The organism is Pseudoxanthomonas sp. USHLN014 (assembly GCF_037153335.1).
Taxonomy (GTDB): domain Bacteria; phylum Pseudomonadota; class Gammaproteobacteria; order Xanthomonadales; family Xanthomonadaceae; genus Pseudoxanthomonas_A; species Pseudoxanthomonas_A winnipegensis.
In genome coordinates this window covers 93194-115433 of record NZ_JBBCKO010000012.1, presented here as the reverse complement: position 1 = coordinate 115433, position 22240 = coordinate 93194, and the positions used below count along the sequence as shown (strand labels likewise).

Annotated in this window: 18 protein-coding genes and 1 pseudogene; 16 read left to right on the top strand and 3 right to left on the bottom strand. The window is 68.6% G+C overall.

The window, feature by feature from the left end:
• Positions 1-172: 172 nt before the first annotated feature.
• The 6 genes and pseudogenes from rsmD (at position 173) to WFQ05_RS18425 (ending at position 5405) form a co-directional block, all read left to right on the top strand.
• Entirely contained in the window at positions 173-760 is a 588-nt protein-coding gene (gene rsmD / locus WFQ05_RS18450) for a 16S rRNA (guanine(966)-N(2))-methyltransferase RsmD (protein ID WP_337054860.1), read from the top strand.
• Between the two features lie 48 nt (positions 761-808).
• Positions 809-1321: a pantetheine-phosphate adenylyltransferase gene (gene coaD, locus WFQ05_RS18445; protein ID WP_130521159.1), complete on the top strand. Its 513-nt coding sequence runs from the start codon at positions 809-811 to the stop codon at positions 1319-1321.
• A 28-nt stretch (positions 1322-1349) separates the two neighbouring features.
• Positions 1350-1847 (top strand): hypothetical protein, encoded by a 498-nt coding sequence (locus WFQ05_RS18440; protein ID WP_130521157.1) that lies wholly within the window; start codon positions 1350-1352, stop codon positions 1845-1847.
• 557 nt (positions 1848-2404) lie between these two features.
• Positions 2405-2653: a YfhL family 4Fe-4S dicluster ferredoxin gene (locus WFQ05_RS18435; RefSeq protein WP_130521133.1), complete on the top strand. Its 249-nt coding sequence runs from the start codon at positions 2405-2407 to the stop codon at positions 2651-2653.
• Positions 2654-2756: 103 nt separating this feature from the next.
• Positions 2757-4406 (top strand): annotated as a pseudogene (ggt, locus tag WFQ05_RS18430) (gamma-glutamyltransferase); the annotation flags it as partial.
• 105 nt (positions 4407-4511) lie between these two features.
• The gene (locus tag WFQ05_RS18425; protein WP_337054859.1) at positions 4512-5405 is read left to right on the top strand and encodes an MBL fold metallo-hydrolase; all 894 of its coding nucleotides are present in this window, start codon (positions 4512-4514) and stop codon (positions 5403-5405) included.
• 459 nt (positions 5406-5864) lie between these two features.
• Here WFQ05_RS18425 and WFQ05_RS18420 read toward each other — a convergent pair whose 3' ends face one another.
• Together WFQ05_RS18420 and upp are read right to left on the bottom strand one after the other, a co-directional pair.
• Positions 5865-6155, bottom strand: coding sequence for a PsiF family protein (locus WFQ05_RS18420; RefSeq protein WP_337054858.1), 291 nt, complete (start codon positions 6153-6155; stop codon positions 5865-5867).
• Positions 6156-6471: 316 nt separating this feature from the next.
• Positions 6472-7104 carry a uracil phosphoribosyltransferase gene (gene upp / locus WFQ05_RS18415; protein ID WP_130521125.1) on the bottom strand — a complete coding sequence of 211 codons (633 nt, stop codon included), beginning with the start codon at positions 7102-7104 and terminating at the stop codon, positions 6472-6474.
• Positions 7105-7370: 266 nt separating this feature from the next.
• On the opposite strand from upp, the gene WFQ05_RS18410 reads away from it, so the two are divergent.
• Together WFQ05_RS18410 and WFQ05_RS18405 are read left to right on the top strand one after the other, a co-directional pair.
• Positions 7371-9854 (top strand): TonB-dependent receptor, encoded by a 2484-nt coding sequence (locus WFQ05_RS18410; RefSeq protein WP_337054864.1) that lies wholly within the window; start codon positions 7371-7373, stop codon positions 9852-9854.
• A complete protein-coding gene (locus WFQ05_RS18405; RefSeq protein ID WP_337054857.1) occupies positions 9851-11026 on the top strand; it encodes a phytase in 1176 nt (391 codons plus the stop codon). Before WFQ05_RS18410 ends, WFQ05_RS18405 begins: the two co-directional genes overlap by 4 nt.
• 146 nt (positions 11027-11172) lie before the next feature.
• On the opposite strand, the gene WFQ05_RS18400 is transcribed toward WFQ05_RS18405, so the two are convergent.
• Positions 11173-12672 carry an aminotransferase class III-fold pyridoxal phosphate-dependent enzyme gene (locus WFQ05_RS18400; RefSeq protein ID WP_337054856.1) on the bottom strand — a complete coding sequence of 500 codons (1500 nt, stop codon included), beginning with the start codon at positions 12670-12672 and terminating at the stop codon, positions 11173-11175.
• Positions 12673-12842: 170 nt separating this feature from the next.
• On the opposite strand from WFQ05_RS18400, the gene WFQ05_RS18395 reads away from it, so the two are divergent.
• From WFQ05_RS18395 to secF, 8 genes are all read left to right on the top strand, one after another.
• Positions 12843-13274 carry an Lrp/AsnC family transcriptional regulator gene (locus WFQ05_RS18395; RefSeq protein ID WP_337054855.1) on the top strand — a complete coding sequence of 144 codons (432 nt, stop codon included), beginning with the start codon at positions 12843-12845 and terminating at the stop codon, positions 13272-13274.
• A 184-nt stretch (positions 13275-13458) separates the two neighbouring features.
• Positions 13459-14142: a hypothetical protein gene (locus WFQ05_RS18390; RefSeq protein WP_337054854.1), complete on the top strand. Its 684-nt coding sequence runs from the start codon at positions 13459-13461 to the stop codon at positions 14140-14142.
• Complete coding sequence (locus WFQ05_RS18385) at positions 14139-15557, top strand: XVIPCD domain-containing protein (RefSeq protein ID WP_337054853.1); 1419 nt, start codon at positions 14139-14141, stop codon at positions 15555-15557. The genes WFQ05_RS18390 and WFQ05_RS18385 overlap by 4 nt, the downstream gene beginning before the upstream one ends.
• A 107-nt stretch (positions 15558-15664) precedes the next feature.
• Positions 15665-16708 carry a tRNA preQ1(34) S-adenosylmethionine ribosyltransferase-isomerase QueA gene (gene queA / locus WFQ05_RS18380; RefSeq protein WP_337054852.1) on the top strand — a complete coding sequence of 348 codons (1044 nt, stop codon included), beginning with the start codon at positions 15665-15667 and terminating at the stop codon, positions 16706-16708.
• A complete protein-coding gene (gene tgt / locus WFQ05_RS18375; RefSeq protein ID WP_337054851.1) occupies positions 16705-17847 on the top strand; it encodes a tRNA guanosine(34) transglycosylase Tgt in 1143 nt (380 codons plus the stop codon). Before queA ends, tgt begins: the two co-directional genes overlap by 4 nt.
• 173 nt (positions 17848-18020) lie before the next feature.
• Positions 18021-18368, top strand: a complete 348-nt coding sequence (gene yajC / locus WFQ05_RS18370) for a preprotein translocase subunit YajC (protein WP_130521110.1) — start codon at positions 18021-18023, stop codon at positions 18366-18368.
• A 139-nt stretch (positions 18369-18507) separates the two neighbouring features.
• Positions 18508-20394: a protein translocase subunit SecD gene (gene secD / locus WFQ05_RS18365; protein ID WP_337054850.1), complete on the top strand. Its 1887-nt coding sequence runs from the start codon at positions 18508-18510 to the stop codon at positions 20392-20394.
• An 89-nt stretch (positions 20395-20483) separates the two neighbouring features.
• On the top strand, positions 20484-21452 hold the full coding sequence (gene secF / locus WFQ05_RS18360; RefSeq protein WP_130531797.1) for a protein translocase subunit SecF: 969 nt from the start codon (positions 20484-20486) through the stop codon (positions 21450-21452).
• The last annotated feature ends 788 nt before the right edge of the window (positions 21453-22240 follow it).

The following is a 22240-nucleotide window of genomic DNA, read 5'->3' as shown; positions in this document are numbered from 1 at the left end:
GGGGGGTTGGGGGGGCGGCTTTGTGGGGGTGCGGCCTGGGGGGCGGGGGGGCGCTCCGGGTACTGCCCCAGCGCCGCCATGGCGGCTCCCACAGGAACAAGGCCAGTGGGCGAAATTGCACTCCGGCCCCGGTTTTCCCCATCATCGCCAGCCCCGTCGTCCGCGCCGCGCCATGTCCCGACCGCCCTCTCCCTCGTCCCGCAACGCCGGCGCCGGCCAGGTGCGCATCGTCGGTGGGCGCTGGCGCAACACGCGCCTGGCGGTGCCGGACGTGGCCGGCCTGCGGCCCAGCAGCGACCGGGTGCGCGAGACCCTGTTCAACTGGCTGACCGGGCAGCTGGCCGGGGCGCGGGTGCTGGACCTGTTCGCCGGCACCGGCGCGCTGGGGCTGGAGGCGCTCTCGCGCGGGGCGGCCGGCGCGGTGCTGGTCGAACGCGACCCGACCGCGGCCCGCCAGCTGGCGCAGACGGTGACAAGACTGCAAGCCGACGACATCGCCCAGGTGGTGCAGGGCGACGCGCTGGCCTGGCTGGAGGGGCAGCCGGATGGGGGCTTCCAGATCGCCTTTCTCGACCCGCCGTTCGCCGACGGGCTGCATGCGCGCGTGCTGGAACGCCTGCCACGGCTGCTCGCGCCCGACGCCTGGTTGTACCTGGAGGCCCCGCTCGAGCAGGCGCCGGCGCTGCCGCCCGGCTTCGTCCTGCATCGCGAGGGCCAGACCCGCCAAGTGCGCTATGCGCTGGCGCGTGCGCCGGGCTGAAAGGAGCGCTGCTACACTCGGCCCGCGAATTTCCACGGGTTTTGCAGCATGAGCGTGTCGCCCATCCGGACGGCGGTCTATCCGGGCACCTTCGATCCGATCACCAACGGTCACCTGGACCTGATCGACCGGGCCGCGCCGCTGTTCGAGCGCCTGGTCATCGGCGTGGCCGCCAGCCAGAAGAAAGGGCCGGCGCTGCCGCTGGAGCAGCGCGTGGAACTGGCGCGCGCCGCCACGGCCCATCACCGGCACGTGGAGGTGATCGGCTTCGACAGCCTGCTGGCCGATTTCGTCGCCCAGGTCGGTGGCCGGGTGCTGCTGCGCGGGCTGCGCGCGGTGTCCGACTTCGAGTACGAATTCCAGATGGCCAGCATGAACCGGCATCTGATTCCCGACGTGGAAACGCTGTTCATGACCCCAGCCGAGCAATACGGCTTCATTTCTTCGACCCTGGTGCGCGAAGTGGCGCGCCTGGGCGGCGACGTGTCCGGCTTCGTGCCGGCCTCGGTCGCCAAGGCGCTGCAGGACGTGCGCCGCGCTTCGCTTTCCCCCGCCCCTTGAACCGAACGATCCAACCGGAGGCTGCACCATGAAGTCCACCAACCGCCTGCTCCTGGCCGCCTGCCTGGGCATGAGCCTGACCCTGGCCGCGTGCAAGAAGGAAGACGCGCCCGCGCAGCCGGCCGAGGCCGCCGCGATGACCGCGCCGACCACCAGCGACGATGCCGCGTGGAAGAAGTACCTGCAGGACGTCGTGCCGCGCAACATGGGCAACATCTCCAACCCGCCGATCATGTATTACCTGCCGGCCGAGACCGACCCGGACTTCCAGGGCAAGTACGACCGCTTGGCCGAGCAGGTCAGCAATGCCGCCCAGCGCGGCGTGACCTCCGGCAACATGGTGGCCTTCGGTTCGCCGGTCAGCGCCAAGATGGCCGACCTGATCGTGGCCTCCTTCGGCAAGGCTGCGGCCGGCTCGTTCAAGGGCGCGCGCGTGCTGTTCGTCGGCGCCGCGGCCGACAACGACCGCGTCAAGGCGGCGGTGGCGCCGTCCGGCGCGGATTACGTGTTCGTCGAGGCGAAGTGACCTCATGGCGCGGCCGTGCCTGGCACGGCCGCGTTTTTCGGTAGCGGAGGAGGCGATGCCTCCTCTTTTGCTTTTTGGCGGGGCATGGGTGCCGTCGTCGGCGCCAAAGCGCGGCTCCAGCGTTGCCTTTGCGGTTGTTCTGAGTGCTTGCGTTCGAGCGGGCCGCGATCTGAGCCAACCCCCTCCCAGCCTCCCCCTGCTTCGCAAGGGGAGGGCGGAGCTTTGTGAGCTGAGGGTTGAAGGGGCGGGCTGGCGGAGCGTGGCGGGCCGGCGTGCAAGTTCGTCACGACGGCGGGAACACCCATTTCGTCATTCCCGCGAAGGCGGGAATCCAGCTTTTGCCTTTGCGGTTGTTTTTCGTGCCTGTGCCGAAACGGGTCGCGACCTGAGCCAACCCCCTCCCGGCCTCCCCCTGCTTCGCAAGGGGAGGGGCGGAGCCCTGGCAGCGTGTCGTCAGCGGGACGGTGCACTGCGGTCCGCGGCGCGGCCTGGGGGCGGACCTGGGCGATAATGCGGGCTCCCCTTCGCTGCGTGCCCGCCGCGCCCCATCGCCTTCCATGTCGCTGAAGATCAACTCCCTGTGCGTCAACTGCGACGTCTGCGAGCCGGCCTGTCCCAATCAGGCCATCGCGATGGGCGAGGAGATCTATGTCATCGACCCGGCGCGCTGCACCGAATGCGTGGGCCATTTCGACGAGCCGCAGTGCGTGGTCGTGTGCCCGGTGGAGTGCATCGATCCCGACCCGGCGTATCCTGAAAGCCGGGAGGACCTGCTGGCCAAGCTCCAGCGCCTGCAGGGTGAATGATCCGATTCCTCAACCCTTTGGAGAGCGCGTGAAACGTTCGAGCCTGTTCGCCGTCGCCCTGACGGTCCTCTTGCCGGTCGCTGCCAGTGCGCAGCAGGCCACCCATCCTCCCGGCGCGGCGATCGCCTCGGGCCACAAGCTGGCCACCGAGGCCGGCCTGGAGATCATCCGCCAGGGCGGCAATGCCTTCGACGCGGCAGTGGCGGTGTCCTCCACGCTGGGCGTGGTCGAGCCGATCAGCTCGGGGCTGGGCGGCGGCGGCTTCTTCCTGCTGCACGACGCGGCCACGGGCCAGGACACGATGATCGACGCGCGCGAGACCGCGCCCGAGTCTGCCTCGCCGGACAAGTACCTGGACAAGAACGGCAAGCTCGACCAGTCCAAGTCGATCAACGGCCCCTGGTCTGCCGGCATCCCCGGCCTGCCGGCGGCGCTGGTGGAACTGGCCGAGAAGCACGGCAAGCTGCCGCTCAAGCAGTCGCTGGCGCCGGCCATCCGCATCGCCACCGAGGGCTTCCCGGTCTATGACCGCATGGCCCGCGGCTATGCCCAGCGCGCCAAGGAGATGGAGAAGTACCCCGGCACGCGCGAGGTCTATCTGCGCGGCGGCAAGCCGATCCAGACCGGTGAGATCTTCAAGCAGCCCGAACTGGCCCACACCCTGACCCTGCTGGCCGAGAAGGGCCGCGACGGCTTCTACAAGGGCGAGACGGCCAAGAAGCTGCTGGCCGGGGTCAAGGCCGCCGGCGGCCAGTGGACGGCGCAGGAACTGGCCGGCTACCAGGTCAAGACGCGCGCGCCGATCCAGTTCGACTACAAGGGCTGGAAGATCACCACCGTGCCGCCGCCGTCCTCCGGCGGCATCGCGCTGGCCGAGATGCTGCAGATCGTCGAGGGCTACGACCTCAAGGCGATGGACCCGGCCCACCGCGCCCACCTGGTGGTCGAGGCCATGCGCCGCGCCTACCGCGACCGCACCTTCTTCCTGGGCGATCCGGACTTCACCACCATTCCGCAGAAGGTCCTGCTGAGCAAGGACTACGCGCTGGGGCTGCGTTCGACCATCAACCCGGACAAGGCCACGCCGAGCGATCTGCTCTCGGGCAACCCGACGCCGCTGGAAGACGACGAGACCACGCACTTCTCGATCATCGACGCCCAGGGCAACCGCGTCGGCGCGACCCAGACGGTCAACCTGCTGTACGGCTCGGGCCTGATCCCCAAGGGCACCGGCGTGCTGCTCAACGACGAGATGGACGACTTCGCGCTCAAGCCCGGCACGCCCAACGCCTTCGGCGTGATGGGCTACGAGGCCAACGCGCCCAAGCCGGGCAAGCGCCCCTTGAGCTCGATGACGCCGACCTTCATGGAGAACGCCGACAAGACCATCGTGCTCGGCACGCCGGGCGGCAGCCGCATCATCACCATGGTGCTGCTGGGCATCCTGGGCTACGACGATGGGCTGAGCGCGCAGCAGGTCGCCGCGCTGCCGCGCTACCACCACCAGTGGCTGCCGGACGTCATCGACGCCGAGACCGGCACCTTCTCGCCGGAGACGATCAAGGCGCTGGAGGCGATGGGCCACAAGGTCGAACAGCCCGGCGACGAGGCCGCCGGCGGTCGCGGCTCCAGCCACGTCTGGGGCAACCTGCAGACGGTGGAATGGGATCGCAAGACCAACACCCTCAGCGGCGGCAGCGACCCGCGTAATCCGGTCGGCGCCGCGGAGATCCTGACCACGACGACGCCCTGAAGATCGGTAACGTCGTGCGATGAGGAAGGCGACGCGGCTGCGTCGCCTTCTTCGCTTCCGGCGCGCAAGGCGCCGCGCAATACAGCCTTCGGGAGGAGGCAAGGCATGAAACTCTGGTCGATCCTGGGCAATTCGCAGAAGCTCGATGGCGGGGCGATGTTCGGCAACGCGCCGCGCGCGCTGTGGGCGCGCTGGGTGGAGCCCGATGCGGGCAACCGCATTGCCCTGGCCTGCCGCGCGCTGCTGGTCGAGGATCTCGACGGCAGGACGGTGCTGTTCGAGACCGGCATCGGCGCGTTCTTCGAGCCGAAACTGCGCGAGCGCTACGGCGTGGTCGAGTCGGAGCATGTGCTGCTCGACTCCCTGGCGCGCGCCGGCTTCTCGCACGAGGACATCGACGTGGTGGTGCTGAGCCACCTGCACTTCGACCATGCCGGCGGCCTGCTGGCGCCGTGGCAGGAAGGCCAGGCGCAGGCGCTGCTGTTTCCCAAAGCGACCTTCGTGGTCGGCGCGGCGCACTGGCAGCGGGCGCGGGCGCCGCATCCGCGCGACCGGGCCAGCTTCATCCCCGAGCTGCCCGGGCTGCTGGAAGCCAGCGGCCGGCTGGAGCTGGTGGAGGGCCCGCATGCGCGGGCGCTTGGCGAGGCGGTGCGCTTCACCTTCAGCGACGGCCACACGCCGGGGCTGATGCTGTCGGAGATCGTCGGGCCGCAGCGCGATGCGCAGGGGCAGGCGCACGGCGGGGTGGCGTTCTGCGCCGACCTGATCCCGGGGCGCTTCTGGGTGCACGTGCCGATCACGATGGGCTACGACCGCAATGCCGAGCTGCTGATCGACGAGAAGCGCGCCTTCCTGGACGATGCGCTGGCGCGCGGGGTGCGGCTGTTCTTCACCCACGACACCGACTGTGCCCTGGCCCAGGTCACCCGCGACGCGCAGGGCCGTTTCGGCACGACGCACGAGGTGGCCGAGCTCCACGCCAGGCCGCTGGCGGCCTGAGCCGCCAGCGGGCGCTCCCGGTGGGAGCCCCAGCTACATGGATGGGAGTTGTTTGGCCCCCCCTTGTAGAGCGGAGCTTGCTCCGCTGGGGCCTTCCCCACGAGCCGAACGAAGAGCAGCGGAGCAAGCTCCGCTCTACAAGCGGGGCTGGAGCCTTCCCCACGAGCCGAACGAAGAGCAGCGGAGCAAGCTCCGCTCTACAAGCGGGGCTGGGGCCTTCCCCACGAACCGAACGCAGAGCAGCGGAGCAAGCTCCGCTCTACAGGCGGGGCTGGGGCCTTCCCCACGAGCCGAACGAAGAGCAGCGGAGTCCCCAAGAGGGGATTGCCACAAGCTCCGCTCTACAGGTGGGCCGCTGCGAGATTTGAGGAGACAGTTGCTCCCACACTGAGTTCGCATCGTCCCTGCGATTGCCGGGACGATGCGCCTGCGGTGTCCGCGCCGCTTGGGCGCGAGCGCTCAGCTCTTCTTGAGACAGCTGGATATGAAGGTCTTGCGCGCGTCACCGGCGAGCTTCTTGGCCGAGGCGTCGGCGTTGCAGGACTTCATGCGCTCCTGCGGCGTGGCGGCGGCGGCCGGCTTGGCGCTCAGGCAGGCCTTCTGCGCCGCCTTGTACTCCTCGCCCTTCTTGCCCTTGTTCTGGGCCGAGCACTCGGCCATGCGGGTCTGGGAACTGGACTGCGCGGCAAGGGCGTGGGCGCTCACGGCGCCGGCCAGCAGCGCGCAGGCCAGCAGGATCGAACGGGTCATGGCGTAGCTCTCCGAAGGGAAGATGGGTGACGCCGGCGGATCCTACGCCCGGCCCCGGTGCCGATGTGTGGCAGCGCTGCGACATGGCGCAGCCGGGCTGAGCGGCGTTCAGCCCCCACCTGTAGAGCGGAGCTTGCTCCGCTGGGGCTTTCCCCACGAACCGAACGAAGAGCAGCGGACTGTAGAGCGGAGCTTGCTCCGCTGGGGCTTTCCCACGAACCGAACGAAGAGCAGCGGAGCAAGCTCCGCTCTACAACGCGGCCGCGGCCTGATCGAGAGGGACAGTGGCTCCCACAGACCGTTCCAGCCTTCCTGGTCAGCCCACCCGCGTGCCGAAGATGCGGTCGCCGGCGTCGCCCAGGCCGGGCAGGATGTAGCCCTTCTCGTTGAGATGGTCGTCGATGGCGGCGGTGTAGACCTCCACGTCCGGGTGCGCGGCCTCCAGGGCCTTGAGGCCCTCGGGCGCGGCCACCAGGAAGATGCCCTTGATGCGGCGTGCGCCGGCGCGCTTGAGCATGTCGATGGTGGCGATCAGGGTGCCGCCGGTGGCCAGCATCGGGTCCAGGATCAGCGCATCGCGCTCCTCCAGGCGGCCGGTGAGGCGTTCGAAGTAGGGCACCGGCTGCAGGGTCTCCTCGTCGCGCTGCAGGCCGACCACGCTCACGCGCGCGGCCGGGATCAGCGCCAGCACGCCGGGCAGCATGCCCAGCCCCGCGCGCAGGATCGGCACCAGGGTGATCTTGGCGCCGGCGATCTTCTGCACCTCCACCGGGCCGGCCCAGCCCTGCATGGTCTCGGTCTCGGTGTGCAGGTCGGCGGTGGCCTCGTAGGCCAGCAGCGTGCCCAGTTCGGTGACCAGCTCGCGGAACCCCTTGGTGCTCAAGGACGCATCGCGCAGCAGGCCGATCTTGTGGCGGACCAGGGGGTGACGGACTTCGACGGTTTTCATGTCTGGCAGTGAGCGAAGGCGGGCGGACCAGTGTGCCGCATCGCCCGCGTGCCGGCCCAGTCGCGGGCGCGTCGGGGCCCCCAGGCGCTGGGTGCTGGAAGGTGACCGCTCCGTCACTTTGCCGCGTGTGTCACGGTGCGGAAATCTCGTCGCAATACCGTGCCGCCCCATCTTTGTTCGCTGGGGAACGACACACCGTGCTGACGCGCCATCGCCTTGCCTGCGCCATTTCGCTCACGCTGACCGCGCTGGCGGCCCCGCCCGTGCTGGCCGGTCCCGCCGCCGACGCACCGGCCGCGGCCGCGCCTGCGGCCGATGCCACCACCCTGGACCGGCTGGTGGTGCGCCCGCAGTTGGAGGCGCAGGTCCGCGCGATCGACCTCAAGCGCGACAGCAACGCCATCCTCGACGCGGTCGCCGCGGACGACGTGGGCGACTATCCCGACCAGAACGTGGCCGAGTCGGTCTCGCGCCTGCCCGGCGTCAGCGTAACGCGCGACCAGGGCGAGGGCCGCTACGTGGTCGTGCGCGGCCTGGACGCGGCGCTCAACAGCGTCACCATCGACGGCATCGCCATCGGCACGACCGAAAGCGACAACCGCGCCACGCCGCTGGACCTGATCCCGTCCGATTCGACCGAACGCCTGAAGGTGGTCAAGTCGCCGACGCCGGACATGCCGGGCGATTCGATCGGCGGGGCGATCGAGGTCGAATCGGCCTCGGCCTTCGACCGCGACGGCCGCAGCCTGCGCGGCAGGATCGAGGCCGACCACCAGCAGCTCAGCGGGCACACCAGCCCGCGGGCCGCCTTCAACTACAGCGAGCGCTTCGCCGATGACACCTTCGGCGTGGCGCTGGGCCTGAACTACCAGGACCGCAAGTTCGAGTCGGACAACACCGAGGGCGAGTACGACGCGCTGGACAGCGGAGAACTGTTCATGGTCCAGCAGCAGCGGCGCAAGTACTTCATCGAGCGCAAGCGCTGGGGCGCCAACCTCAACCTGGACTGGCGTCCGGACGCGGACAACCGCTACTACCTGCGCACGCTCTACAGCGACTACCAGGATGCCGAGACCCGGCAGAACACCGTCATCGACTTCGACCCGGACACCGTCGTGGCCCGGGGCGACGGCACCTACCTGGCCCCGGTGGACGACCTGAGTAAGCGCGTGCGCTTCCGCACCAAGAAGGAGAACACCGCCGCCGCCAGCTTCGGCGGCGAAAACCGGCTGAGCGGCGCGGTGCTGGATTACCAGGTCGGCTACACCAAGACCGAAGAGCGCGTGCCCGACGAGCAGGAGGCCCGCTTCAAGATCACCAAGGCCGCCAAGAAGGGGCTGACGGCCAGCATCGACCAGACCGATCACCTGCCGGACATCGACTTCTCCAGCGAGCGCTGGGCCGACAACGCCAACTACGCCTTCAACAAGTGGGTGCTCTCGCCGGGCAGCACGGACGACAAGGAAGTCAGCGCCAAGATCAACGCGCGCTTCGACGGCGACCACGCCAGCTACAAGCTGGGCCTGCTCGGCCGCTTCCGCGACCGCGACGTGGACAAGAACGAGCCCGAGCTGTCCAAGGGCCCGGCCATCGACCCGACCACCTGGACGGTCGCCGCGCCCGAGCATCGTCACAACAGCCTGGGCCAGGCGCTGAGCTCCTCGGCCATGCGCGCCTACTGGGCGCAGAACGGCGCGCGCTACAGCGCCGCCGCCGGCGACGTGGCCAGCAATGCGGTCGCCGCGCTGGCCGAGGACTACACCTCCAGGGAAGACATCCTGGCCGCCTACGCCATGGGCACCTGGGACATCGGCGCGTTGCGCGCGATCGCCGGCGTGCGCGTTGAGAACACCAGCTTCACCGCCACCGGCAACAGCATCGAGATCCAGGACGACGGGACCTTCAGCGCCACGCCGCTGAAGGCCCACCGCAGCTACACCAACGTGCTGCCGGGGCTGCACCTGCGCTGGGACGGCGGGGAGGGCTGGACGCTGCGCGCGGCGTTGAACAAGACCGTCTCGCGGCCCGGATTCGGCCAGATCGCGCCGCACGCGACCATCGACCGCGACGATGGGCGGGTCGAGCTGGGCAATCCCGACCTCGACCCTTACGAATCGACCAATCTGGACCTGTCCTTCGAGAAGTATCTGGGGCAGAGCGGCATCGTCTCGTTGGGCCTGTTCCGCAAGTGGATCGACGGCTATATCGTCGACACGGTCAGCAACAACGACCCGGCCTATGCCGGCTTCGACGTCACCCGCGCCATCAACGGCGATGACGCCAAGGTGCTGGGCGCCGAGTTCAACTACCAGCAGCAGCTCGACTTCCTGCCTGAGCGCTGGAACGGCCTGCTGGTCGGCGCCAGCGGCACCTGGCTGGACACCGATTTCGATCCCGGCGTGGCCACGCGCCAGGGTGAGGACTTCACGCTTCCGCGCGCGTCCCGACACGTGTACAGCGGCTACCTGGGCTACGAGAAGTACGGCGTGTCCGCGCGCGTGTCGGCGGTGTACCGCAGCGCGTACCTGGACGAGCTCGGCGCCTCGGCGCCGTACGACATCTACGTGGCGCCCAATACGCAGCTGGACTTCGGCCTGGACGTGCAGCTGAGCGACAGCGTGCAGCTGTTCTTCGATGCCTCCAATCTGCTGGATAAGCCGCTGGAGCGCTACCAGGGCGATCGCGCGCATACCCAGCAGTTCGAGGAATACGGCCGCAGCTTCGCGGTCGGCCTGAAGGTGAAGCTGTGATGGCCGCCGTGCGTCTCCCGCGAGGCGCGGCCGTGCTGGCGCTGGCGTGCGCGCTGCTGTCGGCCTGCGATCGAGCGCCGGTCGCCGCGCCCGCGGCGTCCGCACCGCCAGCCACATCCGTGACCAGCGACCGCGAACCCGACGAGGCCGGCACCGGCGATCCGCTGCTGGCCACGGCCAAGGTGCCGCACCAGGTGGTGGCCGAGGCCTTCGTCACCGCCGCCACGCCGCAGGACAATCTGGATTCGCCGGCGGTGTGGGCCGCCCCGGATGGCGCGCGCTGGGTCATCACCACCGCCAAGAAGACCGGCGAGCTGGTGGTGTTCGACGGCGACACCGGCAAGCGTCTGCGCACCGTCGCCGGCAAGGGCGCCGCGCCGGGCCAGCTGGATCGGCCCAACGGTGTGTCGGTGGTGGGCGATATGGCGCTGGTGGTCGAACGCGACAACCACCGCGTGCAGGCGTTCTCGCTGCCGGACTTCAAGTCCGTGGCGGTGTTCGGCAGCGAGGAGCTCAAGAAACCCTACGGCCTGTGGGCGCACCCCAAGGACGAAGGCATCGAGGTCATCGTCAGCGACAACTACATGCTGGGCGCCGACGAGGACACGGTGCCGCCGCTGGCGCAGCTGGGCCAGCGCTTCCGTCGCTATCAGCTCAGCCGCGAAGGCGGGCAGTGGAAGGCGACCTTGCGCCAGACCTTCGGCGACACCGCGCAGGGAGGCGCGATCCGCATCGCCGAGTCGGTCTATGGCGACGCGGACAACGACCGCCTGCTGCTGGCCGAGGAGGACGTGCCCACCGGCACGCGCCTGCGCGAGTACCGGCTCTCCGATGGCACCTACACCGGCCGCGATATCGGCGCGGGCCTGTACAAGGCGCAGGCCGAAGGCATCGCGCTGCTGGCGTGCGCGGATGGTGGCGGCTACTGGATCGGCACCGACCAGTTCAAGGACCGCAGCCTGTTCCATGTGTTCGATCGCAGGACGCTGCGGCATCTGGGCGCCTTCGCCGGGCAGGTCACGGCCAACACCGACGGGGTGTGGATGGACGCGCGCGGCGATGCGCGCTTCCCGCAGGGCGCGTTCTATGCGCTGCACGACGACCAGGCGGTGACCGCGTTCGACTGGCGCGACATCGCCAAGGCGCTGGCGCTGCCGGCCTGCAAGACCTAGCGTCCTGTCGTATCGGCTTTCTTCGAAGGGCAGCGTCAGGTCTGGGGCTTCAGGTCAAAGTCGAAAGAAGTCCCGATCCATCCGTCGAAGTGCCAAACAAGAAGGCCCGCTCGCGCGGGCCTTCCTGCTGCATGGGGCTGGGTGGATCAGGCCGCCTGGGCCTGCTGCTGACGCGATCCTTCGCGCAGGGCCTGGCCGACCATCGACACCAGCAGGTCCAGCTCGTCCGCGTCGATGAGGAAGTGCGGGGTGAAGCGCAGCGAGTTGACGCCGCCGTGGATCACGTTGAGCCCGCGCATGCGCAGCGACTCCTCGATCGACCCGGCGCCATAGCACTTGAACTGCGGCGCCAGCTCGCACGAGAACAGCAGGCCGGTGCCCTGCACATTGGTGATCAGCCCGCCCAGCTCGGCCTTGAGCTGTTCCAGCTTGGCCACAGCCTGCGCGCCGCGGGTGCGGATGTTCTCGCGCACCTGCGGGGTGAGCAGGGCCAGCGTGGCGCAGGCAGTCTCCAGGGCGCGCGGATTGCTGGTCATGGTGTTGCCGTACACGCCCTTGCGATACAGCCGGGCGGCGTGCTCGGTCACCGCCAGCACCGACAGCGGGTACTGGGCGGCGTTGAGCGCCTTGGAATAGGTCTCCATGTCCGGCGCCTCCAGGCCCTCGAAGCCGGGGTAGTCCACCACCGACAGCACGCCGTGCGCGCGCAGGCCGGCCTGGATCGAGTCGACCAGCAGCAGGCTGCCATGGGCGCGGGTGAGCTCGCGCGCGGCGGCGTAGAAGGCCGGCGGCAGCGCGCGGCCCGGGTCGCCTTCGCCCATCACCGGCTCCAGGAACACCGCCTCGATGAACCAGCCGTTCGCCTGCGCATCGGCGAACACCTTGCGCAGCGCCGCCTCGTCGTAGGGCGGCACGGCGATCACCGAGTCCTCGCCGCGGTAGCTGGCCAGGTGCTGGGTATAGGTCTTGCGGCTGGAATCCGAATACAGCCCGGGCCGGTCGGTGCGGCCATGGAAGCTGCCCTTGACCACCACGCGCTTGAGCGTGGCGCCGGCATGGCGCGCGCCCGGGTCGGTCAGCAGCTTGGCGTTGATGTCGGCGATGCGCGCGGCCAGGCCGACCGATTCGGAGCCCGAGTTCAGGCACAGGAACTTCGCATACGGGCAGCCGTCGGCGCGGGTGTGGCCGATCTCGGCGCGCAGGGCCGCATCGAAGCGCAGCTGCGACAGGCTGGGCGTCATAATGTTGGCCATCGCCTGCGGCCGGGCCATGGCCGCCAGCACCGCATCGGGCGTGTGGCCGAAGCCGATCATGCCGTAGCCGCCGGCGTCGTAGAGCACCGCGCCCTTCAGCGTGACCACCCACGGCCCGCAGGCGGCCAGGGCGACATAGGGGTTGACCGCATCGTCGGCATAGAAGTTGACGTAACCCTCCTGCACGCGCGCGACCTGTTCGGCCTCGTCCAGGTCCAGCAGCGCATCGAAGCTGTCCTCCAGCGCGGCGAACTGCGCGGCGGCCGCGGCGATGGCGCGGCCCAGGTCCGGATGGCCGGACGCCAGTCGCGCCAGGGTGGCCTCGTCCAGGCCTTCGGTCAGGCGGGTGCCGGCGCGGGCGCGCAGCGGGGCGAGGGGAGCGGTCACGGACATCGGCAGGTCTCCTTGGGCGAACGGGCGGGCGTGGCGCAGCGCAGCAGGGCGAGGCGCCAGGGAAACACGGGGATGCCTGCATTATTGAAGCAACGACCGTCGATTCGACAGGTATGATCCTGGCGAAACCACCGGTTTTTTCGTCGTATCGACGAAGGGAGCTGCGCACAATGACGGTATCCGCCGCCGATCAGGCCCTGCTTGCGCTGTTGCGCGAGGACGCGCGCGCGCCGGTGGCCGAGCTGGCGCGCCGCCTGGGCGTGTCGCGCACCACCGCGCAGAGCCGGCTGGAACGGCTCGAGCGCCAGGGCGTGATCGCCGGCTATACCGTGCGCCTGCGCGACGATGTGGAACATGGCCATATCCGCGCCCACATCCTGATCACCGTGCGGCCCAAGCAGATGGTCGCCGTGACCAATGCGCTGCGCGCGATGGCGCAGGTGCGGGCGCTGCATTCGGTCAGCGGCCCGCACGATCTGATCGCCATCGGCATGGCGCCCACGGTGGGTGAGATGGACGAGCTCACCGACCGCATCGGCGCGATCGAGGGCGTCGAGCGCACCACCTCTTCGATCGTGCTGTCGACCAAGTTCGAGCGCTGAGGCGCCGGATTGCGGGCGCTTGCCGCGCGATTTTCGTTTCGTTGCGCCACCCGCAGCGAGGCGACTCGACCCGATTGCGTTTCGATCGCCCAGCGGTTTCTTGCACTGCATCCCGATTTGACAGGCCCGCCTGCGCTGGGGACCATTCCGACAAGGCTTGCCGATTCCCCCGTGGAAGGACCCCATGACGCGCACCCAGCCCCGCTTGTTTGCCGCGCCCGCGCTGTTGTTCGCCCTGGCGGCCTGTTCTCCTTCAGATTCAAGGACCGATATGAATGCTGTGACCTCTTCGGCTGCCGAACACGGCGGCGCCGTCGCGTCCGCGCGCAACCCCGCGCCCAAGGATGCCTACCGCATCACCATGACCATCAAGGATGCGCCGGGTCCCTTCGCCTGGATGAAGGCGCTGGCGCAGTACGACGTGGTCAACAAGGAATGCCTGAGTCCGCCCAAGGACAACCCCGGCGGCCGCAGCGCACCGGTGCCTACCGACGATGTGGAGATCCCGCTGCAGAAGGTCTCCGACACCGAGTACGTCGCCACCGTTTACGCCGACCAGATGCTCGACGAGGACTACACCGGGCGCGGGGTGTGCCACTGGAAGCTGATCCAGTTCCGGGTGCATATGAAGGCGACCGGCGCGCAGGGCGAGACGCTTTTCATCCCCAGCATCCAGGATCAGAAGCTGATCCCCGCCGAACAGGAAACGGTCTACTTCAACAAGATCTCTTATCCGAGACTGGCGTCGTCGGCGTTGGATGAGCCGCTGGATACGGGCGAGTCGGATCGGGCGAGGTTCGGTGCTTCGATCCGCGACGATGATCTTTTCACCGTGACATTTGTTCCGCACAAGGATGGTGTGCCATGACGATAGGAACCCAGCAATACGCTTATCTGGCCGACCACAGCTATGGTCGCGACAAGCACGGCGCGGCCGTCGATCTGCAATCCCTGGTGGGTAAGGTCACCGAGATCGGGGGCCTTGAGTACAAGGTCCTGGCCTACTCGGACAAGCCTTCCGGCTATCAAGGCGCCGTCTATCAGCGCATGGATACCGGTGAGATCGTGGTCGCCCATCGCGGCACCGAGTTCGAGCGAGAGAGACTCAAGGACCTGGTCAAGACCGATGGCGGCATGGTGGTTGGGCGCGACAACCGGCAGGCCGACGATGCGATTGCCCTAACGCGTCAGGCGATCGAGCTGGCCAAGGACTATGGCGCGACCAAAGGCGTCGCGCCGCCTGAGGTGACGGTCACTGGCCACTCGCTGGGCGGCACGCTGGCCGAGGTCACCGGGCATTACTTCGGCTTGAAGGGCGAAACCTTCAACGCCTTCGGCGCCGCGAGCCTGAATATGCGCAACCCGGCCACCGGCGAGCACTATCGCATTCCGGAAGGCGGCAACGCGATGGTCAATCACGTGATGGCGGCCGACCTGGTCAGCTCCGCCTCGCCGCACTACGGCCAGGTCAAGGTGTACACCAATCAGCGCGAGATCGACACGCTGCAGAAGTACGGCTACGAGAACAACAGAAGCGTGTTCGACCTGCGCAACGATATCTTCAGTGCGGTCGCCGCCATGAGCGGTGGTTCGCACGACATGGACAATTTCTTGCCTTGGAACGGCCAACATCGTCCCGACACCTCGATCCTCGCCGATCCCAAGGCGCGGCAGCTCGCGCAGCAGTACGACCCGATGATCGACAAGTTCCGGGCGGATATCAGCGGCGAGCGTCTTGCCGCGACGCTGTTGACGCGCAGTGGCAAGGGTCTGGTCGAGGATGCGTGGCACCTGACGCGCGATCCATTGCCTGCGGGTGAGCCCGCCAAGCGGGCCGAGCAGCACGATCGTCGCGGCGCCTCGCTCGACCTCGGCAGGCCCGATCCGGCGCCCGACATGCGCGACCCGGGCCACCCGGCCAACGGCCGCTACCAGCAGGCTTACGCTGGCGTCGCGCGGATCGATCAGGGTATGGGCCGCGCGCCCGATGGCAGCAGCGAGCGCCTGGCCGCGGCGCTGACCGCCGCCAGCCCGCATCTGTCCTCGATCGATCGGGTGGGCGTGAGCCCGGACGGCAGCCGTGCCTTCGCCGTGGAGGCCTCCAACGGCCCGGCCGAGGCGCGGCAGCGGGCGCAGGTGGAGGTGGCCAGCGCGGTGCAGCGCCCGGTCGAGGCCAGCACCGCGCAATGGCAGCTCGCCACCGACCAGCTCGCCCAGTCGCACGCGCGGCAGCAGGCGCAGGAGCGCGCCAATCCGGTGGTCCAGGGCCCGGTGATGGGTTGAGCGCGTCCGGCGCGGGCGCCCCTTCGCAGGGGCGAGCCTGCGCCACGGCGGGGCCGGCCGCGCCGGCCCGCTAGAATACGCGGCTGACCCGACACCGACTGCCCGCGTTGAAGAAGTCCGATTTCCACTATGACCTGCCGCCCAAGCTGATCGCCCAGGCGCCGCTGCCCGAGCGTTCCGCCAGCCGTCTGCTGATCGTCCCGCCAGGCGATGCGCCGCTGGCCGACCTGCACGTGCGCGACCTGCCCGAGCAGTTGCGCGCCGGCGACTTGCTGGTGTTCAACGACACGCGCGTCATCCCGGCGCGGCTGTTCGGCCAGAAGGACACCGGCGGACGGGTCGAGATCCTGATCGAGCGCCTGCTGCCGGACAACCGCGCCCATGCGCAGATCGGCGCCAGCAAATCGCCCAAGCCGGGCGGCCGCATCGCGCTGGACGCCGGCGGCCAATGCGAGGTGCTGGGCCGCGAGGGCGAGTTCTACGAGCTGCGCTTCGAGGTCGGCGATGCGCTGGACAGCTGGCTGCTCAAGGCCGGGCGCATGCCGCTGCCGCCGTACATCACCCGCGAGCCGGGCCAGGATGACGACGAGCGCTACCAGACCGTGTTCGCGCGCGAACTGGGCGCGGTCGCCGCGCCGACCGCGGGCCTGCATTTCGATGAAGCGCTGCTGGCACGGCTGAAGGCCCAGGGCGTGCAGTTCGGCCACATCACGTTGCATGTGGGCGCCGGCACCTTCCAGGCCATGCGCGTGGAGGACGTGCGCGAGCATCGCATGCACAGCGAATGGCTCAACGTCGGCGCCGAGCTGGTGCAGCAGATCCGCCGCACCCGCGCCGCCGGCGGCCGGGTGATCGCGGTCGGCACCACGGTCGTGCGCGCGCTGGAAAGCGCCACCCGCGAGGGCCAGCTGCAGCCCTTCGCCGGCGAGACGCGCATCTTCATCTTTCCCGGCTATCGCATCACCAGTGTCGATGCGCTGATCACCAACTTCCATCTGCCCGAGAGCACGCTGCTGATGCTGGTCTCGGCCTTCGCCGGCAAGGCGCGCATCCTGCAGGCCTACCGGCATGCGGTGGCGCAGGGCTACCGGTTCTTCTCCTACGGCGATGCGATGCTGCTGTTTCCGCAGGCGCAGGAGGCGTCGGCATGAGCCGCATGGACTTCACGCTCAAGGCCACCGACGGCAATGCCCGGCGCGGCCAGCTGAGCTTCCCGCGCGGCACGGTGCAGACCCCGGCGTTCATGCCGGTGGGCACCTATGGCTCGGTCAAGGGCGTGTTCCCCGAGCACATCAAGGACCTGGGCGCCGAGATCATCCTGGGCAACACCTTCCACCTGTACCTGCGCCCGGGCCTGGAGGTCATCGGCCAGCACGGCGGGCTGCACGGCTTCGCGCGCTGGGACAGGCCGATCCTGACCGACTCGGGCGGCTTCCAGGTGTTCTCGCTGGCGCACCGGCGCAAGATCACCGAGGCGGGGGTGACCTTCGCCTCGCCGACCGACGGCGCCAAGGTGTTCCTGGGCCCGGAGGAGAGCATGAAGATCCAGCGCGTGCTTGACTCGGACATCGTGATGATCTTCGACGAGTGCCCGCCGGTGAACGTGGACGGCAAACCGGTCGACAAGCGGGTGGTGCACAAGTCGATGGAGCTGTCCCTGCGCTGGGCGCGGCGCTCGCGCGAGGCGCACGATGGACTGGGCAACGACGCGGCGCTGTTCGGCATCGTCCAGGGCGGCGTGCACGGCGATCTGCGCTCGCAGTCGGCCCAGGGGCTGCAGGACATCGGCTTCGACGGCTATGCCATCGGCGGCCTGGCGGTGGGCGAGACCGAAGACGAGCGCAACGCCATGCTCGACCACCTGCACCCGCAGCTGCCTGGCGACAAGCCGCGCTATCTGATGGGTGTGGGCCGGCCCGAGGATCTGGTCGAGGGCGTGGCGCGCGGCGTGGACATGTTCGACTGCGTCATGCCGACCCGCAACGCGCGCAACGGGCACTACTTCACCCGCTTCGGCACGGTGCGCATCCGCAACAGCAAGTACGAGCACGACCTGGACGTGATCGAGCCGGGCTGCGGCTGCTACGCCTGCCGCAACGGCTTCACCCGCAGCTACCTGCGCCACCTGGACCGCTGCAACGAGATGCTCGGGCCGATGCTCGGCACCCTGCACAACCTGTGGTACTACCAGTGGCTCATGGCGCAGATGCGCCAGGCCATCGAGCAGGGGCGGTTCCAGGCCTTCCGCGCCGCGTTCTATGCGGAGCGCGGGATGGCCGTACCGGGGTGACCGGATTGTCACCGCGCGCGCGGGGGAAACTTTTGCCCGCCGGCGCTGTCCGATCAGGGCACGATGCGGGGAATTGGGGGTGAATCGCACGCACGCGGGCCTTGCGGCCACGCGCTGGCGGCCACATGGCATAATTCCCGGCTGCTTTCGGCCCAACCATGGACCTTGTTGACATGAATCTGCTCGATTTCCTGATCCCCGCCGCCCACGCCCAGGCCGCCGGCGCGCCCGCCCCGCAGGGCGGTGGCCTGTCGATGCTGGTGTTCCCGATCGTCCTGATCGCGGTGATGTACTTCGTGATGATCCGCCCGCAGATGAAGCGCCAGAAGGAGCACAAGGCCCTGCTGGACAAGCTCTCGCGCGGCGATGAGGTGATCACCTCCGGCGGTATCGCAGGCACCGTGGCCGAGATCGGCGACAACTTCGTCACCGTCGAAGTCGCCGACGGGGTCAAGGTGCGGGTGCAGAAGGGCGCGGTCGGCAACGTGCTGCCCAAGGGCACCCTGAAGTCCGCCGTCTGAACCACCCGCTTCATCCGACGGACCGCCTGGCGCGGTCCGTCTTGCTGTTCAACGCCGTGCCGGCGGCCCCGAGATCCGGGGCCGGTGGCCACAGGTTCGATCAACCAAATGCGCGCCTGTTCGGCGCGGGTGCCAAGCAATGCTCGAGTTTCCCCGCTGGAAATACGTCCTGATCCTGGTAGTGCTGGTGGTGAGCGCGATCTATGCGCTGCCCAACATCTATCCCCAGGACCCTTCGGTGCAGATCACCGCCAGTCGCGGCGCGGCCATCGACGATGCGCTGCGCGCCAAGGTCGATGAGACGCTCAAGGCTGCGGGCATCACGCCCAAGCAGATCGAGAAGCGCGACGGCGACCTGCTGGTGCGCCTGTCCACGCCCGACGCGCAGGCCAAGGCCAACGACGCGCTGCGCGAATCGCTGGGCGAGAACTACACCCCGGCGCTGAACCTGGCCTCGACCGTGCCGGCCTGGCTGACCCGGTTGGGCGCCAACCCGATGGTGCGCGGCCTGGATCTGCAGGGCGGCGTGCACTTCACCCTGCAGGTGGACCAGAAGGCCGCGCTGGACAAGCGCGTGGAGGCCTACGCCGAAGACGCCCGCGTCGCGCTGCGCGACGCCAAGATCCGCGTCGACTCGGTGCTGCGCGGCGCCAACAACACCATCGTGGTCAACGTGGCCGAGGGGCAGAGCGCCACCGCCGCGCGCGATGCGCTGATGAAGGTGCTGGCGCCTGCCAACGCCAGCGCCTCCGGCGCGCTGGTCGGCGCCTCGGCGCTGACCTACGACGTGCAGGGCCAGCGCATCGTCATCGGCCTGCCCGAGAGCGAGCTGACCCGCATCTCCGGCGATGCGATCCAGCAGAACATCGCCACCCTGCGCAACCGCGTCAACCAGCTCGGCGTGGCCGAGCCGGTGATCCAGCAGCAGGGCAGCGACCGCATCGTGGTCGAACTGCCGGGCGTGCAGGACACCGCCGCGGCCAAGCGCATGATCGGCGCCACGGCCACCATCGAGTTCCGCGCCGTGGTCGAAGGCGATGCGCTGGAGGCCATGCGCACCGGCAACGTGCCGCCGGAAGCCAAGCTCTACCAGCTGCGCGACAACCGCGGCCCGGTGCTGCTCAACAAGCGCGTGCTGGCCTCGGGCGACCAGATGGTCAACGCGGTCTCCAACGTCGACCAGAACGGCCAGCCGGCCGTGGACATCACGCTCAACAGCGTCGCCGGCCAGCGCATGTTCGACTTCACTAGCGTCAACGTCGGCAAGCGCATGGCGGTGGTCTACATCGAGCGCATCCCGGAAGTGAAGATGGTCGATGGCAAGGAGGTGCGCAGCGTGCGCGTGAGCGAGGAGGCGCTGCAGCCCTCGACCATCAACGGCGTCTTCAGCAACAAGTTCCAGACCACCGGCCTGACCAAGGACGAGGCCGACAACCTGGCCAAGCTGCTGCGCGCAGGTTCCCTGGCCGCGCCGATGAGCTTCGTCGAGGAATACGTCATCGGCCCCAGCCTGGGCGCGGAGAACGTCGAGCGCGGCATCAAGGCGGTGGTGTACTCGTTCCTGTTCACCCTGGTGTTCTTCACCATCTACTACCGCGTGTTCGGCGCGATCACCTCGGTGGCGCTGCTGTTCAACCTGCTGATCGTGGTGGCGGTGATGTCCATCTTCGGCGCGACCATGACCCTGCCGGGCTTCGCCGGTCTGGCGCTGTCGGTCGGCCTGTCGGTGGACGCCAACGTGCTGATCAACGAGCGCATCCGCGAGGAACTGCGTCTGGGGGTGCCGGCCAAGAAGGCCATCGCCGAGGGCTACGAGCGCGCCAGCGGCACCATCCTGGACGCCAACCTGACCGGCCTGATCGTGGGCATCGCGCTGTTCGCCTTCGGCACCGGTCCTCTCAAGGGCTTCGCGCTGACGATGATCATCGGCATCTTCGCCTCGATGTTCACTGCGATCACCGTCTCGCGCGCCCTGGCCACGCTGATCTACGGTCGCCGCAAGAAGCTCAACTCGGTCGCGATCTGACGCCAGGCCCTCGCAAGCGCCTGCGCCAGTACGCGCGTCCCGCAAAAGCCCGCACCTGCGTGTGCGGACTTCTCAAGGAAAAACGTGGCATGAAACTTTTCCCGCTGCACATCGTTCCCAACGACACCAAGATCGACTTCATGCGCCCGCGCAAGCCGGTGCTGGTGCTGATGGTGGTGCTCCTGATCGCCTCGCTGGCCATCATCGGCCTGAAGGGCTTCAACTACGCGCTGGAGTTCACCGGCGGCACCGTGGTGCGCGCGCACTTCGAGAAGCCGGTCGATGTGGACCACCTGCGCACGCTGCTGGACCAGAACGGCTTCGAGAACGCCCAGGTGCAGAACGTGGGCAGCGCCAACGATGTGATGGTGCGCCTGCAGCCGCATGGCGAGCACAACAACGACGAGAACGCTGGCCGGGTCGTGGCTGAGTCGGTGCGCAAGGTCGTCACCAGCGACGCCAATCCGGCCACGGTGCAGCCGGGCGAGTTCGTCGGTCCGCAGGTCGGTAAGGACCTGGCCAAGAACGGTCTGTACGCGACCATCTTCATGCTGGCCGGCTTCCTGATCTACATCGCGTTCCGCTTCGAGTGGAAGTTCGCGGTGGTCGCCTCACTGACGGCGTTCTTCGACCTGATCCTGACGGTGGCCTACATGTCGCTGCTGGGCCGCGAGTTCGATCTGACGGTGCTGGCCGGTCTGCTGTCGGTGATGGGCTTTGCGATCAACGACATCATCGTGGTCTTCGACCGTGTGCGCGAGAACTTCCGCAGTCTGCGCGTGGAGCCGCTGGAAGTGCTCAACCGTTCGATCAACCAGACGCTCTCGCGCACGGTGATCACGGCGGTGATGTTCTTCCTGTCGGCGCTGGCGCTGTATCTGTACGGCGGCCGTTCGATGGAGGGGCTGGCCGAGACGCACATGGTCGGTGCGGTGATCGTGGTGGTGTCCTCGGTGATCGTGGCGGTGCCGCTGCTGAGCATCGGTCCGTTCAAGGTCACCAAGCAGGATCTGCTGCCCAAGGCCAAGGATGTGGAAGCGCTGGCGCGCCGCCCCTGAGCACCCTTGCCGCTTTCGACTCTTGCAAAGGCCGCGCTTTCAGTGCGGCCTTTGTTTTTGCTGGGTTGTAGATCGGGATTGCGGCGGGTGGGCGTGTTGACTTCGGAGGGGCAGCGGTCCGGCGGGCGGCGTCCGCTTATCCCTCAATCAGGGCATCCTGCCCTGATTCGGGCGCTCGGCTCCTGCCTCGCTCGTCGCGGCCACCGCCCGCCGGCCCGCTGCCGCGCGCGTCAGGTCACAGGGCTTCGGTTTGCGGTGTCGTTCGACCTCCTCCCTTTTCGTGCAGGCAAAGGAGAGGAGAGAGGAGTGAGCGCGATCAGTGACCGGAGGACTCCGACTTGAGGCCCCCTCCCTTGCGCGCAGCGCAGGGGAGGGATGGGGAGGGGTCGGGGCTTTCCCGGGCGAGCCACAGAAGCGAAGAGCAAAAGCACCCCACCCCGGCCCTCCCCTTCGCCTGCGGCGAAAGGGAGGGGGCAGGGCGCTGCTTGATGCCTTCAAGTTGGAAGAAGTCCTGATCCATTCGCCGCAGGGCTTCGACCTGGGGCGGGCCCGCGGCGGCGAGTCGGCCAGGGATGGCGGAGCGAGCCGGGCAGCTGCGCCTGGCTGGGTCGAGGCTGTTGGGCGGGGTGCGATCTCCAAACTCAGCTCATGCGTTCTGCAGGTTCATCTGTCTGTGTTCCGGCAAGGAGCCCTGTCGGTGGGCCGGCTTGTGCGTGCTAGCGCGCCTTTGCATCGCCAATGCGGTCGCGGGCCTACACTCGTCGGCATCCGAAACGAACGGGAGGGGC